12 protein-coding genes are annotated in these 18,604 nt (G+C 61.9%); 4 read left to right on the top strand and 8 right to left on the bottom strand.

All coding sequences use genetic code 11. The features are described 5' to 3' along the window. Nucleotides 1-244: 244 nt before the first annotated feature. From sucD to DDE77_RS08475, 6 genes are all read right to left on the bottom strand, one after another. Nucleotides 245-1,153 (bottom strand): succinate--CoA ligase subunit alpha, encoded by a 909-nt coding sequence (gene sucD, locus DDE77_RS08500; protein WP_108397035.1) that lies wholly within the window; start codon nt 1,151-1,153, stop codon nt 245-247. Nucleotides 1,154-1,178: 25 nt separating this feature from the next. Further along, the gene (gene sucC, locus DDE77_RS08495) at nt 1,179-2,378 is read right to left on the bottom strand and encodes an ADP-forming succinate--CoA ligase subunit beta (protein ID WP_108397230.1); all 1,200 of its coding nucleotides are present in this window, start codon (nt 2,376-2,378) and stop codon (nt 1,179-1,181) included. Between the two features lie 160 nt (nt 2,379-2,538). Continuing rightward, a complete protein-coding gene (mdh, locus tag DDE77_RS08490) occupies nt 2,539-3,501 on the bottom strand; it encodes a malate dehydrogenase (protein WP_108397034.1) in 963 nt (320 codons plus the stop codon). 138 nt (nt 3,502-3,639) lie between these two features. Next, the gene (gene zapE / locus DDE77_RS08485; RefSeq protein ID WP_281261295.1) at nt 3,640-4,788 is read right to left on the bottom strand and encodes a cell division protein ZapE; all 1,149 of its coding nucleotides are present in this window, start codon (nt 4,786-4,788) and stop codon (nt 3,640-3,642) included. A gap of 138 nt (nt 4,789-4,926) precedes the next feature. Continuing rightward, entirely contained in the window at nt 4,927-5,595 is a 669-nt protein-coding gene (locus DDE77_RS08480) for an AprI/Inh family metalloprotease inhibitor (protein WP_108397033.1), read from the bottom strand. A 128-nt stretch (nt 5,596-5,723) separates the two neighbouring features. Then, nucleotides 5,724-5,951 (bottom strand): hypothetical protein, encoded by a 228-nt coding sequence (locus tag DDE77_RS08475; RefSeq protein ID WP_157959737.1) that lies wholly within the window; start codon nt 5,949-5,951, stop codon nt 5,724-5,726. A 198-nt stretch (nt 5,952-6,149) separates the two neighbouring features. On the opposite strand from DDE77_RS08475, the gene DDE77_RS08470 reads away from it, so the two are divergent. From DDE77_RS08470 to DDE77_RS08455, 4 genes are read left to right on the top strand one after another with little or no spacing between them, the layout of a single operon-like run. Next, complete coding sequence (locus DDE77_RS08470) at nt 6,150-7,247, top strand: microcin C ABC transporter permease YejB (RefSeq protein ID WP_108397031.1); 1,098 nt, start codon at nt 6,150-6,152, stop codon at nt 7,245-7,247. Beyond that, nucleotides 7,244-8,386, top strand: coding sequence for an ABC transporter permease (locus tag DDE77_RS08465; RefSeq protein WP_245895140.1), 1,143 nt, complete (start codon nt 7,244-7,246; stop codon nt 8,384-8,386). The genes DDE77_RS08470 and DDE77_RS08465 overlap by 4 nt, the downstream gene beginning before the upstream one ends. After that, a complete protein-coding gene (locus tag DDE77_RS08460; RefSeq protein ID WP_108397030.1) occupies nt 8,383-10,005 on the top strand; it encodes an ABC transporter ATP-binding protein in 1,623 nt (540 codons plus the stop codon). The genes DDE77_RS08465 and DDE77_RS08460 overlap by 4 nt, the downstream gene beginning before the upstream one ends. A gap of 50 nt (nt 10,006-10,055) precedes the next feature. Further along, nucleotides 10,056-11,900, top strand: a complete 1,845-nt coding sequence (locus DDE77_RS08455) for an extracellular solute-binding protein (RefSeq protein WP_108397029.1) — start codon at nt 10,056-10,058, stop codon at nt 11,898-11,900. 387 nt (nt 11,901-12,287) lie between these two features. Here DDE77_RS08455 and DDE77_RS08450 read toward each other — a convergent pair whose 3' ends face one another. Then, nucleotides 12,288-16,622 (bottom strand): translocation/assembly module TamB domain-containing protein, encoded by a 4,335-nt coding sequence (locus DDE77_RS08450; protein ID WP_108397028.1) that lies wholly within the window; start codon nt 16,620-16,622, stop codon nt 12,288-12,290. Then, on the bottom strand, nt 16,622-18,499 hold the full coding sequence (locus DDE77_RS08445; protein ID WP_245895139.1) for an autotransporter assembly complex protein TamA: 1,878 nt from the start codon (nt 18,497-18,499) through the stop codon (nt 16,622-16,624). Before DDE77_RS08445 ends, DDE77_RS08450 begins: the two co-directional genes overlap by 1 nt. Nucleotides 18,500-18,604: the final 105 nt, after the last annotated feature.

The raw sequence follows: 18,604 nt of genomic DNA, 5'->3' as shown, positions 1-18,604 counted from the left end.
CTGTTAAGTGTAACGGCCCCTGAGCAGGGCCGTGGCTCAAATCAACTATAAACGCTTCGGGCAGCTTTTGGCATAACACCCTTGTGTGTCCGAAGCGGGACTGACTTTGGTCGAACAGAAGTTCTCGACATCGACAACATCCCTCCCATCGTCATTGCCCGGCTTGTCCAGGCAATCCAATTTCGCGCTGGAAGCTGGATCAGCCGGACAAAGCCGGGTGACAATGGCAGAAACGGTTCGACACCTACCCCTTCAAGACTTCCGCCAGGGTCCGGCCAATACGCGCAGGCGACTTTGAAACACGGATCCCGGCCGCTTCCATGGCCGCGATCTTGTCTTCCGCACCGCCCTTACCGCCCGAAATTACTGCGCCAGCATGGCCCATCGTGCGCCCCTTGGGAGCAGTCAGACCCGCAATGAAACCAGCCATCGGCTTCTTGCGGCCGCGCTTGGCTTCATCGATCAGGAACTGCGCGGCTTCTTCCTCGGCCGAACCACCGATTTCGCCGATCATGATGATCGACTTGGTGGCTTCGTCGGCCAGGAACATTTCGAGCATGTCGATAAATTCGGTGCCCTTCACAGGGTCGCCGCCAATACCCACAGCGGTCGTTTGGCCCAGGCCCTCATTGGTGGTCTGGAACACTGCCTCATAGGTAAGCGTGCCAGAGCGCGAAACAATGCCCACCGAGCCCTTGGAGAAGATCGAACCGGGCATGATGCCGATCTTGCATTCTTCCGGCGTCAGCACCCCCGGGCAGTTCGGCCCGATGAGGCGAGATTTCGATTTTTCGAGCTTGGCCTTAACCCGCACCATGTCGAGCACGGGAACACCTTCGGTGATGCACACGATCAGCGGGATTTCCGCATCGATCGCTTCCTCGATGGCGGCAGCGGCGCCCGGAGGCGGCACATAGATCACCGATGCATTGGCGCCGGTCTTTTCCTTGCCTTCGGCAACCGTGGCAAACACGGGCAGCGATGCCGAGGCATCAATCCCGGAAGTCCAGGTTTCCCCGGCCTTCTTGGGGTTCACGCCCCCGACCATCTTGGTGCCGTAATAGGCTAGCGCCTGTTCGGTGTGGAACGTGCCGGTCTTGCCGGTCAGGCCCTGCACGAGAACCTTGGTGTCTTTATTGACGAGAATGGACATCGGTTTTTAAACTCTCTTGCGGGGCTTAGGCGGCTTGCTTGACGGCAGCGACGATCTTTTGCGCAGCGTCGTCAAGGTCGTCGGCGGAGATGACGTTAAGGCCCGACTGGTCCAGAATGGCCTTGCCCTCTTTCACATTGGTGCCTTCAAGGCGCACCACGAGCGGCACTTCAAGACCCACTTCCTTGACGGCCGCAATCACGCCCTCGGCGATCACGTCGCAGCGCATGATGCCACCAAAAATGTTGACGAGGATGCCCTTCACCGCCGGATCGGCCGTGATGATCTTGAAAGCCGCCGTTACCTTCTCCTTGGAGGCGCCGCCGCCTACGTCGAGGAAGTTGGCCGGCTCGGCGCCATAAAGCTTGATGATGTCCATGGTGGACATGGCAAGACCCGCGCCATTGACCATGCAGCCGATGTTGCCATCCAGCGCCACATAGGCAAGGTCGTACTTGGATGCCTCGATTTCCTTGGCATCTTCTTCCGAAAGGTCACGCAGGGGCTTGAGCTCTTCGTGGCGGAACGCCGCATTGTTATCGAAGCTCACCTTGGCGTCCAGCACGCGCAGATGACCATCGGTCATGACGATCAGCGGATTGACCTCGAGAAGGCTCATGTCCTTCTCGGTGAAGGCCTTGTAGAGGATCGGGAACAAGCTGGCAGCATCAGCCGCGGCATCGCCATCGAGCTGCAGCGCGGAGACGATCTCGGCCACATTGGCTTTCGTCACGCCAGCTGTCGGATCGATATCAACGGTGATGATCTTTTCGGGCGTATGCTCGGCAACAGCCTCGATGTCCATGCCGCCTTCGGTGGAAACCACAAAGGAAACACGGCCGGTAGCACGGTCCACCAGCAGCGAGCAGTAAAGCTCGCGGGCAATGTCCGCACCATCTTCGATATAGAGGCGGTTGACCTGCTTGCCGGCATCGCCGGTCTGCTTGGTCACCAGTGTATTGCCCAACATTTCCTTGGAGAAGGCGACCACTTCCTCGACCGACTTGGCGAGGCGCACGCCGCCCTTGGCATCAGGGCCGAGTTCCTTGAACTTGCCCTTGCCACGCCCACCGGCATGGATCTGCGACTTCACCACATAAAGCGGCCCTGGCAATTGCCGGGCTGCGGCCTCGGCCTCGTCAGCCGAAAAAATCGCCACGCCCTGCGCCACAGGCGCCCCGTAGGACTTCAACAGCTCTTTGGCCTGATGTTCATGGATGTTCATGTCTGGTCCCTTGAATGGGTTTAGATTTGGTGGAACCGACCGCTTGGCGGGCTCGATTTGCCCCAACATCGTCATTGCCGGACCTTGCCCGGCAATCCACCTTGGGTGGGATGGACCACCGGGACAAGCCCGGTGGTGACGACGGACTAAATAACTGCCGCTACGCCAGCTTCGGCGCGATCTTCTTGCAGGCCTCGATCAGGCCTTCAACGGCGCCAACCGACTTGTCGAAGGCCTTCTGCTCGGCTGAATTGAGCGCAATCTCAATCACGCGCTCGGCGCCTTCTGCACCGATCACCACCGGCACGCCAACATAGGTGCCTTTGACGCCATATTGGCCATCAAGATAGGCAGCAGCCGGCAGCACGCGCTTTTTGTCCTTGAGATAGCTCTCGGCCATCGCAATCGCCGATGTCGCTGGCGCATAAAAGGCCGAACCGGTCTTGAGCAGACCCACGATCTCGGCGCCGCCATCGCGCGTACGCTGGATGATGCTTTCAAGCTTTTCCTTGGTCATCCAGCCCATCTTGACGATGTCGGTCAGCGGAATGCCGGCAACCGTCGAATAGCGCGCCAGCGGCACCATGGTGTCGCCATGACCACCCAGCACGAAAGCATTGATGTCCTCGACCGAAACATTGAGCTCTTCGGCGATGAAATGCACGAAGCGGGAAGAGTCGAGCACGCCGGCCATGCCGATCACGCGATTGGTGGGAAGCCCAGAGAACTTCTGCAGCGCCCAGACCATGGCATCGAGCGGGTTGGTGATGCAGATCACGAAGGCATTGGGCGCATATTTGGCAATACCCGCACCCACCTGCTCCATCACCTTGAGGTTGATTTCCAGCAGATCGTCGCGGCTCATGCCCGGCTTGCGAGGCACGCCGGCTGTCACGATGACAACGTCAGCGCCTGCAAGATCTTCGTACTTCGAAGTACCCGAGATCTTGGCGTCGTAGCCTTCCACCGGAGCGGACTGGGAGATGTCGAGCGCCTTGCCCTGCGGCACCCCGTCCACGATATCGAACAGCACGATGTCGCCGAGATCCTTGAGAGCCGCCAGATGGGCCAGGGTCCCACCAATCTGACCCGAGCCGATAAGAGCGATCTTCTTGCGCGCCATAAGTCCTCATCCCAGTCTGCGTTGATTTGGCGCACGTCTTAACCCTCCCAGCCGGGAGGGGCAAGTGAACCCTTCGTCTAAACCCCTCATAAGGTCTTGCTGATGAGCGAAGGCCTAGTGCCCAAAACGCAGGAGCCGCTATTCGCTGCTGTTTGCCGGCGCATCGCGCAAGCCCTTGGCGAGATATTCCTCCGACTGCATTTCGATCAGCCGCGACACGGTGCGCTGAAACTCGAACGCGGTCTTGTCATCCCGCCCCATTTGCTCGAGCGGCACGGCAAAGCTCGCCCCCAGCTTCACGCCGCGATCATAAAGGCTGTCGATCAGCAGGATGAACCGCTTGGCGGCATCTGACTTGGTGCGGTCCATCTGCGGCACGTCATCAATGACGACCGAGTCGAAGGCATGGGCAATGCGTACGAAGTCACGTGAACCCAACGGCTTTTCACAAAGATCGGCAAACCCGAACCGCGCCGCTCCCATCGCGGCCCGAGGGACCGCGATCTGCCGTCCAATCGATTCCACGCTCGTGGGCTTGCCCGGCGCACCACCCGTGATCCGCAACCACAAGCGATCTATGGCGGCTCTGGTTTCCTCACTACGGCCAAATGCATAAACCTGCTGCCCCGAGAATTTGAGCCGCCGGTAGTCCTGCTGTGCCGGCAGCGCCGCCACCGTCACATGCTGCTTGAGCAAGGCAATGAACGGCAAGAACAACTGACGATTGAGCCCATCCTTGTAGAGCTCGTCCGGCACGACATTGGATGTGGCGACCAGCGTCACCCCTTGCGCAAACAGCTTTTCAAACAGCCGCTGCAGCAGCATGGCATTGGTGATGTCATGCACATGAAATTCATCGAGGCACAGGAGGCGCAGCCCCGAGCGTATGATCGGCCGAACCACGGCTTCCACAGGATCGGCGTCCCGGCCCTTCTCGCTCTTGCGAAAGGCAGCCATTCCCGCATGGATCTCGTCCATGAACTGATGGAAATGCACCCGCCGCTTTTCGGCAAACGGCACGGCATCATAAAACAAATCCATCAGCATGGTCTTGCCGCGCCCCACCTCACCATGAAGGTAAAGGCCCTGCACCGGCTGGGGCTTGTCAAGCAGCTTGGCCAGGAAACCCTTTGGCTTGCTTTCCACCAAGCCAGACAACACCCCATCCAACAGCCCAGCCGCATCCATTTGCGCCGGATCCGCGAACAAAACACCCCCATCCGCCAGCTCTGCATAAGCAACGCTGACGGGGCCAAGGTTTGAACTATCTGGGAAGACTTGGGGCAATCGGGCGCCGGGCTCTCGGTAGTCGGGTCAGGCCGAGTCGAAAATCGTAGTTTGTGAGAACCGGAGCGCAGCGTACTTAATGTACGTGAGCACCGGAAGCGCAACAAACTACGATTTGCAGGCCGGCATCACCCGACGTTAACGGGCCATGGAGATGGCCTGGCCACCCCCAAGAGTCCCGATGTAACGGCCGCCGCTGGGCGCAAGAAACGCGGCGATATTGCCATTGTCATCATAAAGCTGCAGCTGGCTGCCCACCTGCTGCCAACCCGTGACCGAGGAAAGCCCCGGCACCGTGCAGCCCGGCGCCGAAGCGCGGTAATAGCTGGTACCAGCCTTGGCTGTCATCGGCAGGTTCAGCCGGCACTGTGCTGAGCCGGCGACCACGTTCCACACGCCTTCAGGACCCGCAGACATGCCCCCAGCGGTCGGCTGGTTGAGCGGCGCAAGCGACACCATGGAGCCGCCGGGCTGGGTGCCGGGCGTGGTTGTCGGGATCGTGCCGATGGTCGTGGTTGTTGGCGCCGGAGCCGTGAAGCCCGGGCTAACCGATGCAACCTGGGGTGTCGCCTGAACACCGCCTAGCACGGGCTGGCCGGCAAGCCCTGGTGCGGGCGTACCGGTCGCGCCAAGAGCGGGCAGCGTTCCCTGCTGCACGGTTGAATTCTGCACGGGCGCAATTTGTGACGGTGCACCGATAGTGTTGAGGTTGGCGGTATTCGAGCCGGTGGACTGGCATGCTGCCAGCAACACGGCAATCGACGCAATTCCCGCAGCGGACAACGATCCGCGCATCCAAACCAGCATAAGGTTCGACTCCTGCCGAAGGCTAAACAAAGGTTAACAGCTTGGCTGCCTTATAGCCAAACGCTTGATCGCACACAACCGCCCGGCCCGCATAAGACCCAAGGCATACCAATATGGCTGCAATGGGATCAGGATGCCGCCATGTCCCTTAATAGTTCCTGCGCGAGCACGCTTGCATCGCGCGCCTCATCCTCCGGAACCTGGATGGGAATGCCTTCGGGCCCGAAAAGATTTCGCACGCCCGGCAATCCGCCCTCCCCTTGTTCGAGCGGATGGAATCCGTGCGCCCGCAGGGCCACAACAAGGACGCGCGCCGCCGATGGGTTCTTCACATGGGCAATGATTTGATAGCTCATCCTGGTCTCCGATCCCGCCAGGCGATCCTGAGGCTTGCGAGATGCCTGGGCAAGACACAAAACCATATCGCGGCCATGTGCCTTGCGGACGCCATCAAACTGTTGCACTCACACCTAAGCTGTTTCACTCTAAGCTGATTTGCTGGCCTGCATGAGCCGGAACAAGCGCGCGGAAAAACACTCCGCCTTGGGGACTGAATGGGCGCCTATATTCTTCGCCGCCTTCTGCTGATGATCCCGACCGTTTTCGGCATCATGGCGATATCCTTTCTCATCACCCAGTTTGCCCCCGGGGGCCCTGTCGAACAGGCGCTTGCCAATCTTTCCGGCCAGAACCGTTCCATCACCGAACGCATTACCGGCAGCCAGGCAGGTGACTTCGCCGGCCAGCCCAGCCCTGGCACGGGCGGCAGCACCTATCGCGGCAGCCAGGGCCTCTCTCCCGATCTCGTCGCCCGCATCGAAAAGCAGTTCGGTTTCGACAAGCCGCCGCTCGAACGGTTCGGGCTCATGCTCTGGAACTACCTTCGCTTTGACTTCGGCGAGAGCTATTATCGCGATATCTCCGTCATCGACCTCATCAAGGAGAAGATGCCCGTTTCCATCTCCTTAGGGCTCTGGATGACGCTGATCGCCTACGGCATCTCCATCCCCCTGGGCATAAAGAAGGCCGTTACGGATGGTTCGCGCTTCGATGTCTGGACCTCCACGATCGTCATCATCGGCTATGCCATTCCCGGCTTCCTGATCGGCATCATGCTGATCGTTATTTTCGCCGGCGGCAGCTTCTGGTCCATCTTCCCCTTGCGTGGCCTGGTCTCCCCCGGTTGGGAGAACTTCCCCTGGTGGCGACAGATCCTTGATTATTTCTGGCACATGACCCTGCCCATCATCGCCATGGGCTTGGGCGCTTTCGCCACCACGACGCTCCTCACCAAGAATTCCTTTATTGACGAGATCGGCAAGCAATACGTCACCACCGCCCGCGCCAAGGGCCTTACCGAGCGACAGGTGCTCTATCGCCACGTCTTCCGCAACGCCATGATGCTGATCATCGCGAGCTTTCCCGCGGCCTTCATCTCCGCCTTCTTCTCCGGCTCGCTGCTGATCGAGACCATCTTCTCCCTCGATGGCCTGGGCTTGCTCGGCCTTGAATCGGTATCCAACCGCGACTATCCCGTGGTTTTTGCCACGCTCTATATCTTCAGCCTGCTGGGCCTTGTGGTCTCCCTCCTGTCCGACCTTGCCTATATGTGGGTCGATCCGCGGCTCGATTTCGAAAGCCGCGAAGTATGACCGATCAGATGCAGCAGGCGGCGGCCATCGAGGCGCCGCGCAATCCCACGCTGTCCCCGCTCAATCAGCGCCGCTGGCTCAATTTTAAGCGAAACCGCCGCGGCTGGTGGTCGCTCTGGATTTTCCTTGCGCTGTTCCTGGCAACCCTCGGCTCAGAGTTCATCGCCAACGACCGCCCCATCCTCGTCTCCTACAAGGGCGAACTGCTGTTCCCCGCCTTTGTCGACTACCCCGAATCCAAATTCGGCGGCTTCCTGGCCGTCACCAACTACCGCGACGAATTCATCGCCTCTGACATATCGGCCAATGGCTGGGCTCTATGGCCGCCTGTCCACTTCAGCTACCAGACCATCGACACCTATCTTCCCTATTCCGGCTCCGTTGCTCCCAGCTGGCTCATGAGTTGGGAAGAGTTCTGCTCCCGCTACCCCGCGCAAACCGCCGACCCAAACTGCCACATGGGCAATTACCATTGGCTGGGCACCGATGATCGCGGCCGCGACGTCCTTGCGCGCCTCCTCTATGGCTTCCGTATCTCGGTCCTGTTCGGGCTGACGCTCACCCTCTTCTCCTCCATCATCGGCGTCGTCGCTGGCGCCGTGCAAGGCTATTTCGGCGGCTGGGTCGATCTCCTCTTCCAGCGCTTCATCGAAATCTGGACTTCCATTCCTGCCCTTTACCTCTTGCTGATCATCTCCTCGGTAATCGCCCCCAGTTTCTGGGTCCTACTGGGCATCCTGCTTCTCTTCTCCTGGGTCGCCCTGGTGGGCATTGTGCGCGCCGAGTTCCTGCGCGGCCGCAATTTCGAATACATCGCCGCCGCCCGCGCCCTTGGCGTATCCAATTGGACCATCATGTTCCGCCATTTGCTGCCCAACGCCATGGTCGCAACCCTCACCTTCATGCCCTTCATCCTTTCGGGCTCGGTGGTGACGCTCACTTCGTTGGACCTCCTCGGCTTCGGCCTGCCCCCCGGCTCCCCCTCCCTGGGCGAACTGCTAGCCCAAGGTAAAAACGACCTTCAGGCCCCCTGGCTTGGCCTCACCGGCTTTTTCACCATCGCCATCATGATGACCCTCCTTGTCTTCATCGGCGAAGCCGTCCGTGACGCCTTTGACCCGCGAAAGTCGATGGCATGAGCGCGCCCCTCCTCTCCGTCCGCGACCTCACCATCCGCTTTGGCGCCTCCGAAGCAACCAGGAACCTCTCCTTCGACATAGCCCCCGGCGAAACCCTTGCCCTTGTGGGCGAAAGCGGCTCGGGCAAATCCGTCACCGCCCTCTCCGTCCTCCAGCTCCTGCCCCCCTCAGCGCAGCTGTCGGGAAAGATCCTCTTCAAGAACCAGGACCTCCTCACAGCCTCGCCCACTGAACTGCGCGCCGTGCGCGGCAACGACGTTTCCATGATCTTCCAGGAGCCGATGAGCTCGCTCAATCCGGTCCACACGGTCGAGCGCCAGATCGGCGAAGTCCTCGCCATCCATCAGGGCCTGCGCCCCAACGCGGCCCGCGCCCGCACCCTTGAACTGCTCGACGCCGTCGGCATTCCCGACCCCAAAAGCCGCCTCTCCTCCTATCCCCACCAGCTCTCCGGCGGCCAGCGCCAGCGCGTCATGATCGCCATGGCGCTCGCCAATGAGCCCGATCTGCTGATCGCCGACGAACCCACCACGGCCCTCGACGTGACCGTTCAGGCGCAGGTCCTCACACTGCTCAAATCGCTGCAGCAGCGCCTGGGCATGGCCATGCTGTTTATCACCCACGATCTGGGCATCGTCCGCAAAATAGCCGACCGCGTCTGCGTCATGACAAAAGGCGAGATCGTCGAAACCGGCCCCGTCGCCCCCCTCTTCAGCAATCCCCAGCACGCCTATACCCGCCATCTCCTTGCCGCCGAACCGCGCGGCACACCGCCCGCCACCGATCCCGCCGCACCCACCATCGTGGATGTCGCCGACCTCAAGGTCTGGTTCCCCATCAAGCGGGGCCTGCTGCGCCGCACCGTGGGTCATATCAAGGCCGTCGATGGCATTGATCTCTCCATCCGCCGCGGTGAAACCCTGGGCGTCGTCGGCGAAAGCGGCTCGGGCAAGTCGACCCTTGGCTATGCCCTCCTTCGCCTCATCCCGTCCGAGGGCCGCATCGTGGTCTTGGGCAATGAGATCCAGGGCCGCTCCTGGAAAGCCATGCGCCCCCTTCGTGCCGATATGCAGATCGTCTTTCAGGATCCTTTCGGCTCCCTCAGCCCCCGCCTGTCGGTCGATCGCATCATCGGCGAAGGCCTGGCCGTCCATATGCCCAAGCTCACCCCAGCCGAACGCGACGGTCGCGTCGTCAAGGCACTGGAGGAAGTTGGCCTTCCCGCCGAAGCCCGCTTCCGCTATCCCCACGAATTCTCCGGCGGCCAGCGCCAGCGCATTGCCATCGCGCGCGCCATGGTGCTCGAGCCCAAATTCGTGGTGCTCGACGAACCGACCTCTGCCCTCGACGTGTCCATCCAGGCCCAAGTCGTTGATCTCCTGCGCGATCTGCAACAGCGCCATGGCCTCACCTACATGTTCATCTCGCATGATCTCAAGGTCGTGCGCGCGCTCGCCAACCAGCTCATCGTCATGCGCAACGGCAAGATCGTCGAACACGGCCCCGCCGCCGATATCTTCGCCACCCCCCGGTCGGACTACACAAGCGCCCTCATGGCCGCGGCCTTCGACGTGGCAGTGATTGACGCACCATCGCTTGATCCCCCTGTCGCCTCCTGACATTTCCTCCTAGAACTGCCTGTGACCCTCTGCAAATCCGGAGCTGCCTGATGAAGTTCACCCCCCTTCTCATCACCGCCCTGTTGGGTCTTGCAGCGCCGGTTGCGGCGCAAACGCCGACCGACACCTGGTCCCACGCCTTCACCATGATCGAACAGCCGAAATACCCGGCCGAGTTCCCCCACTTCGACTACGTCAACGCCGATGCGCCCAAGGGCGGCGTGGTCCGCATGGGCGACATGGGCGGTTTCGACACCTTCAACCCCATTCTGCCCAAAGGTGAACCGGCAGGCGGGCTTGGCCTGATCTACGAAACCTTGCTCACCCCATCGCTTGATGAAGTGAACACCTATTATGGCCTCCTGGCCGAAAGCCTCCGCATCGCACCCGATTACGGCGCCGTCACCTTTCGCATGAATCCCGCAGCCAAATGGCACGATGGAGAGCCGGTAACGGCCGAAGACGTCGTCTGGTCTTTCAACAAATCCAAGGAGCTCAACCCCAATCAGGCGCAATACTACGCCAATGTGGTCAAGGCGGAAGTCACCGCTCCCGGCGAAGTCACTTTCACCTTCGATCAAACCGGCAATCGCGAACTCCCCCTGATCCTGGGCCAGCTCCAGGTTTTGCCGCAACATTGGTGGGAGGGCACCAACAGCAGGGGCCAGCCCCGCAACATCGCCGAGTCCACGCTTGAGGCGCCCCTCGGCTCAGGGCCCTATCAGCTCGCAAACTTCGATCCTGGCCGGACCATCACCTACAAGCGCGTGCCGGACTATTGGGGCCTCACCCACCCGACCCAGATCGGCGCCAACAATTTCGACGAATACCGGATCGAGTATTTCCTGGACCTCACCGTTCAGTTCGAAGCCTTCAAGGGCGACCAGTTCGATTGGTGGAACGAGAACCAGGCCCGTCGCTGGGCCACCGCCTACAATTTCCCCGCCGTCACCGAAGGCCGAATTGTCCAGGAGCTTTTCCCCCAGGATTATAATGGCTATGGCAGCATGGTGGGCTTCATCCCCAATCTGCGCCGCGCCAAATTCCAGGACGAGCGCGTCCGCGAAGCCCTTAACTACGCCTTCGATTTCGAGCAGCTCAGCACCACGTTGTTTTTCGGTCAATACGAGCGCATCGACAGCTATTTCTTTGGCCTGCCTTTCCGCTCTACTGGCCTCCCGCAAGGCGAGGAGCTGGAAATCCTCAATTCGGTCAAGGATCAGGTCCCGCCCTCCGTCTTCACTGAGGAATTCACCAACCCGGTGAGCGGTGACCCACAAAAGCTGCGCGAAAACCTGCGCACTGCCCTCCAGCTCCTGACGGACGCTGGCTATACCCTCCAGGGCAACCAGCTCCTCGACCCCAGCGGCGCGCCCTTCACCTTCGAGATCCTCCTCAACGGCCCCACCATCGAGCCCGTCGCGCAGAACCTCGTCACCAACCTCGCCAAAATCGGTATCCAGGTGTCCCTGCGCTCGGTCGACAGCCCGCAATATATCAACCGCCTGCGCAGCTTTGATTACGACGTGATCTATGGCGGCTGGGGTCAGTCCTTCTCGCCGGGCAACGAGCAGCGCTATTTCTTTGGCTCATCCAGCGTCAGCCAGGAAGGCTCGCAAAACTACCTTGGCCTAACCGACCCTGGAATCGATGCTCTCATTGAAAAGATCATCGCTGCCGACGATCGCGACACCCAGGAAGCCGCCACGGCCGCCTTGGACCGCACCTTGCTCCACCACCATCTGATGGTCCCCAGCTACTCCCTGCGCCAATCCCGCATCGCCCGCTGGAACCGCTTCAGCCACCCCGACCCCCTGCCCGAATTCTCCAGCGGTTTCCCCACCATCTGGTGGTACGACGAAGCCAAAGCCGCCGCCACGGGTGGTGGTCAGTAAGCAAACAGCCAAACTGGTCGGGCAGCCTCCAGCCTGACCCCACTCTCGATGTCATCCCGGCCTCGAGCCGGGATCCAACCCAAGATTTAGGGCGTGCCGCAATGTAGCTCGGCTTGAACTCCCCAACCAAGCACCATCCGACCAACAGCCCTCATCCTGAGCTTGTCTAAGCACGAGGGCATGGCACCATCGGCGTACCCGCCCTCATGGTTCGACAAGCTCACCATGAGGCCTCGGGCGGGCCAGTGTAGTGGCCTGCCGCAGCTCGTAACTGCCAGTAGCCCTCATCCTGAGCCCGTCGAAGGACGAAGGTGTGGCACATAAGCCTCCACTTGCTCAACTATAGTCAGGCTATGAAAACACCGATCAGCTGCGGGCAAAAGCCCCTCAATAGTCCTGCTCATAAAACACGCCTAGGCTCGACTCCCCGCCCTGCCCGGCAGCACCGGTGATCTTGAGATCATCCGTCACATCGAGATTGATCGTCACCCGGCTCTGCCCGCCCGCCCCGGCCTGCACACCCAGATACACATTGTCCTGGATATAGGTCCCGGCCTGCACCGCAACATTGCCCTGCGCATCTGTAACCACGTCGAGGTCATCAAGCCCCGCCGCCCCGCGCAAACTGTCGACCAGCCCGCCGCCACCGCCACCACCGACCAATTCCCCGGCCGCCGCCGCCAAACGTGCCAATTGCAGGGGCGAAAGCTCGCCCATGGAGCGCCCAAAGATCAGCCGGCTCAAAACCTCATCCTGCGGCAGCGTGGGATTGGAGCTAAACGTCACCTCGATATCGGAAGCACGCCCCGCCACCGTCACGAACACGGTGATGTCGTCACCCTCGATGCTTGCCACGAAATTCAGCAGCGGATCAAGATCCCCCACCAGCGTCACGGCACCGCTTTCGAAGTTCACTCGCTCCCCGAGGATCGACAGCCGTCCGCGCGTCAGCTCGAACGCACCCACGGGCTGGATATCCCCGATCGGCCCGGTGATCCGCACCGACCCACCCACCTCGGCATCGAGCCCGCGGCCACGAACAAACACCTGATTAGGCGCATTGAGGTTGATATCGAGCAACACGCCCCCCGGCCGCGTCTGCGGCACCGGCGCACCCGATTCATCGATCCGCGCCCGCGCCAGCGTCTGCTCCACGGCCGGCGGGGTGCGCACATGCTCCACATCGATCAGTTGTGCCCCGCCACCAAAGCTTTCCGGCACGGTGATATTGGCTTCGTCGATCAGCACATCGCCGCTCAATAGGGGCGAGCCTGCCAGATTGCCCGTGAGTGCCAGATTGCCCGACCCGCGCGCCACAAACAGATTGCCATCGGCATAGCGCGCTTCGTTAAGCGCTATCCGGATACTGGCCGGCAAGCCACCCGAAAGCCCCACCGAACCGGAAGCGGAAACCGACCCGCCCGTCGCCAGATTGGCCGACAACGACGCGATCTCGAGGTTAGTCCCGCTCAGGCTCGCCAAACCCGTGATCCCCTGCAGCCGCAAATTCAGCTCGGGATCCACATAGCCCGCGCCGCTGGTCGCTACGCGCCCGCCGAACTGCGGCTCAGCCAAACTGCCGCGCACCTGCGCATCCAACGTCACGACGCCGCTCAATTGCCCGCCACGATCCGCCACAAAGCGGTTCGCCAGCGCCAGCGGCACCGATCCGGTCACAGCCACATCGAGCCCACCGCCGCCCAGCGGCACCGAGCCCGACCCCTGCAGCGTCAAGCCGCCCGACCCGTTCGCGCGCACCGATGCCAGCCGCACCACATTGTCCGCAAAGCTGCCATTGGCGGCCACTGACAAGGGTGCAATGCCAAACTCGCTGATCGCTGCAGCATCAACGCCCTGCGCGTCCGCCTCGAACTGCACCTGGGGCGCACTGCCCGTGCCCCTTATCGTCGCCCGTCCGTTCAGCGTTCCCGCAAGGCCAAGATCGGGCGCCAGCGTATTGGCAATCGAGAGCGGCAGCGCATTGATGTCCAGCGCGATATCCAGCGTCTGACCCGCCGATCCCGTTGCCGTCACCGAACCTGAACCCACATCGAACCGCACGGCATCGAGCGATACATTCGAGCCCGCCACCTGCAACACAGTCGGCCGTGCCAGCCGCGCCCCGAGCTGCCCCTGCACCAGTTCGAGCCGGTCCACCGCCAGCCGATAGCCATCTTCAACCGGCGTCAGCGCGCCGGCTACATCCACATCCGTGCCCGTTGCAAGCGCCGCCTGCGCATCAAACGCCGTCGTCGTGCCGTTCTGCGACGCCGTGGCCACAAGCGTGCTGATATTCACACCCGCTGCCGCAATATCGCGTCCGTTAAGCGACCCATCGATCACCGGTACGCCAAACAGATCGGTGAGGTTCGCGGACACATCCGCCGCACCCACCGCAATCCCGTTCACCTCCAACTCGCGCACATCGCCGCGCACAGTCGCGCCCTGCGTGCCGTCCACCGGCGCCAGCGCGATCTCGGCATTCACCGCACCCGAAGCCTCCAGCAGCGCCAGCGCCGCTGGCACCGACACATCGGGCGAAACCATGCTCAGATTGCCCTCGATCAATCCGCTCTGCGCCACGCGCACCAGATCGCCGCTGATGCGCGTGCCCGCGGCCTGGAAATCGATCCCGCGCAGCGCCTGCTCGTCGGGTGATGCCGTCAGCGCCGCCGCCAGCGCCGTCCGGAATCCATCCAGCGCCGCCTCGCCGCTGATATCACCCTCAAGCGTTGACTCGGCATATTGCCCGGTAAAGCCCACATTGGCTTCCCGCAATTGCCGCCCCGCCAGCGTCCCACTGGGCACCCTGACATCAAGATCAAGATTAATCACCCCCTCGGCGCCCCTGGCGGTTCCCACCACCGCGAGCGCACCCGACGCTTCTTCGGACAACAGCTCGAGATCGCTCAGATCAAGGTTGAACGCAAAATCGGCCGTTTCGCTCGAAAACGAGCCATCCGCCAGAACCTGCACCTGCGGGTTTTCGATCCGGAAATCGTCCGCCGTCAGCCCATTGGCCGTGCGCGCCACCCGCCCGCTCAGCGCAACATTGCCGGCCAGCAGCCGGTCGGCCACTTCATCGTCGATGCGCAGATCGGTCCCCGTGCCATCCAACCGGAGGTCGAACCCACCGCTCACCGGCATGATCGAGCCATTGGCCCGCAGCGACAGCGCCCCATCGAGCTCACGCCCGGCCAGCCCCGAGAACGGCGCAATGCTCGACGTCTCGACGCCGATGTCGCCGGAAAAATCGAGCCCGTTCAGCTGCCCCGTCAGCATGGCCGTCAGCGCTTCGCCCGCAACCCGGAATTCGGCGAGCTGCACCGGCTCGCCTGCATTCCACAGGCCGGCAATGCCAATACCCACGCCGCCGCCCAGCGCCGCTTCCACCTCAGGCGAAGCCTCGATGCCAGCCAGCGTACCATCACCATTAAACGTAATGCGCCGCGTCGCGGGATCGCTGAGATTGCTCGCCACCCCACCCACGCTCAGCGCGACCGTGTCAGCCGCAAAGCCGGAGGTCGAAAATCCCGCAATGCTCAGCGTCGACGTCCAGTCCTCATTGCCCTCGCCGCCAAAGGCGATCGCTAGTTGCGCCGTGTTGACCTGCGTCGCGCTTCCGGGTACCGGCAGCGTCACTGCCGCCCCATTGGGATCTGCAATCACGGCGTTGAGCGCCAGCGTGCGCAGGAAATTGTCCGCGGATGTATCCGCAGCCGCCTCAAGCGACAATTGCCCCCCGCTCAGGCGCAAGCCACTGATGGTGAAGCCACCGCCCGAGCGCACCAGCGCATTGGCACTGAGCGACGTTTCCGCGCCGAAAAACGGCCGGTAGGGCTCGGCCACAAGCGTTGCCAGCGGCCCCTGGAGATCCGCATCGACCGCAAAGCCTTCTGCCTGCTGCTCGATGGTCGCGGCGCCCGACAGGGCCGTCTGCCCATTGGCCTGCAGCACCAGTTCCGTGCGCAGATCAGCCACCGGGCCCGCGCCCGTCAGGGTCAGCGTAACAGCTGGGCGATTTTCAATGCTGAGCAGATTGGCCATGACGCCGTTTTCCGGCTCCACCAGCGACAGGCCGAGATCAATGGCATTGTCTTCGGCGGTATAGGCAACATCGAGATCGAGCGTGCCCCCCGGTCCGTCAAGCCGCACAATGTCGAGACTGGTATCGAGATTGCCATCCTGCAGCGTCAGCCCACCGGCCAGCGAAATCTCCGAGCCCAGGCCAAACACATCCTCGCCAAAGGTCACCCGCGGAACGTTCAGCTCCTGGAGGATAATGGCGACGGGAAACTCCGGGATCTCGAGGGACCGGGCTTCCGGCGCGGGCAAGTCCACGCCCTCGGCCGGCACGGCATTGCGAATGTAATCGATGCTCTCTGCGGTAAGAGAACTCACCTCCAGCCGGCCCAAAAACAGCGCCGCCTGGTTCCAGGTCAGCCGCGCATTGGTCACACGCAGCCACACGCCTTCCTGGTCGGAAATGGTGATCTCGCGGATCGAAACGTCCGATCCCAATATGCCATCGATATTGGAAATCCCAATCTGGCGCTCGGGCGTTGAAAGCCGGTCCTGCACGAAATTGGCAAGGAACCCCTTTTCCGCCTCGCTCGCCGTTCCAGCAATCTCCTCCTGCGCAAAGACGCCCACCGGCGCAAAGCCGCATAGGAGGAAAGCACCAAGGGCAAGCCCGCGGATTGGAGAAATCAACTTGCCCATCAGAACGCCTGTCCTATGCCCACATAGATGGCGTAATCGGGATCACCCGACTGCTTGTTGAGCGGCACGGCCACATCGAGCCGCAGCGGCCCAAGCCCAGTATAATAGCGAACGCCAACACCCGCCCCCAGCCGCAAATCCTCGATCCCGGGGAACTCATCGCCCGCCACATAGCCGCCATCGAGGAACCCGACAACGCCGATGCTTTCGGTCACCTTGGCACGCGCCTCGAGCGATCCTTCCAGCAGATATCGTCCGCCGATGATATTGCCAAAGCCATCGTCCACGCCGATCGAGCGGAACGCATAGCCGCGCACCGATCCGCCACCTCCGGCAAAGAACAAGCGATCGGGCGGCAGTTCATCAAGCTCTGCGCCGATCACCGCTCCGGCCTTGACCCGCCCGGCCAAAACAAACGGATCATCCTCGCCAAAACCGAAATAGGTCCGCCCTTCAACGGTTACCCGCCCGGCCGCATTGCCATAGTTGAATTCATAGAAAGGCTCGATATCGGCCCGTAGATACCACCCGCTGGTGGGATCCACCATGTCATCGCGGAAGTCGAGGGTCGCCGCTCCATAAGCACCGACCAGCGCGAAATCGCGCGTTCCCTGCGCGTCTTCGAACTGGCTGCGCTCGAATTGGGCGCCACCTTCAAGGGTGATCTGGTCTGAAAAAAGATGCGTCAGGCCCACACGGCCGCCGGCCGAGACTTCGGTATAGGTCGGATAAACCGTCCGCTCTGCCGAGATCGTCGCGACAAGATCGGTGTCAGGCGTAAAAATGCCCGGCTTGGTGAAGGTGCCACCAAAGAAATAGTCGAACTCTTCGGTTTCCACGGGAAAACCGATGCCCGCGATGCGCGCATCGAGCCGCAGCCGCTCCGCCTGACCAAAAAGATTTCGCCAGAGATGGAAAGCCTCAATGCCCAGCCCATCGATCGTCGAATAGGTCGCGCCCACGCCAAAGCGGGCACCCGGCAGCTCCTGCACCAGAAGATCATAGGGCAGCAAGCCATCGGCGCCGATCGATTCGGCCGCTTCCAGCCGCGCCGAGCGAAACACTTCAAGCCGGTCCAGCCGCTTCTGGGCGCGTTCGACTTCATCGGGGTCGAACTCCTCGCCCACGGTCAAACCCGTCTGGCGCCGGACGAATTCGGGGTCCATCCGCTCCGTGCCCGAAACGGCCACATCCCCAAACGCCGCCTTCCGGCCCGGATCAACATTGATCCGCACATCAACAAGCCTTGTTGCATGGTCGGCCACCACATCGCGGCTCGCGATAAAAGCCTTGGCATAGCCCTGCTGCCGCCAGGCTTCTAGCGCCAGCGCTTCCGCCCGCGTCACGACGTTGGATCGGGCCACCTCGCCCACGCCAAAGCCCTGGCCGGACGGGGAGTCCACCTGATCGAACGGATCATTGGTGGGCGGCGCCTGGTTGACGATATCGACGCGATTGAAATGAAACAACGGCCCGGGATCCACCACAATGGTCACCGGAACCGGATCGGGCAGTTCCACATCGGGCGGCAGACCCGTGACCTCGCTTGCACCCACCCGGATGCTGACGACGCCCCCATAGTGGCCTTCCTGGTAAAGCGCCGCGATGATGCGCCGGTAGTCGCCCCGCGCCTTGGCCAAAAGCCCCGCCGCACCCGATGCCGGCTCGTCCTCGTCGGCCACCAACGCCGATGCATTGCGCACCACGTTTTCGAGCTCGCTCCCGCTATTGACCACCACTTCAACGCTGTAGGGCTGCGGATCGGCGATCACCGCCTCGGCGTCCGCATCGCTCTGGTCTTCAAAGAGCTTGACCCCGAAAATCTCGAACGCATGAGACGGCGTAGCAAGGGCAAGACCTGCTGCTGCAACGCACAAAGCGCCGATACTCGTTACTAAACGCGCGATCTGCAGTGGACCAACCCCCGCCAAAAACTCTCCAGCCCCTTGGCCGCAACTTAAAGCTGCTTTAATCAAACAACC

Origin of the sequence: Devosia submarina, assembly GCF_003056345.1 — a bacterium.
GTDB classification, from domain to species: Bacteria; Pseudomonadota; Alphaproteobacteria; order Rhizobiales; family Devosiaceae; genus Devosia; species Devosia submarina.
The sequence above is the reverse complement of the archived record's forward strand: the minus strand, read 5'-3'. Positions and strand labels throughout refer to the sequence as shown.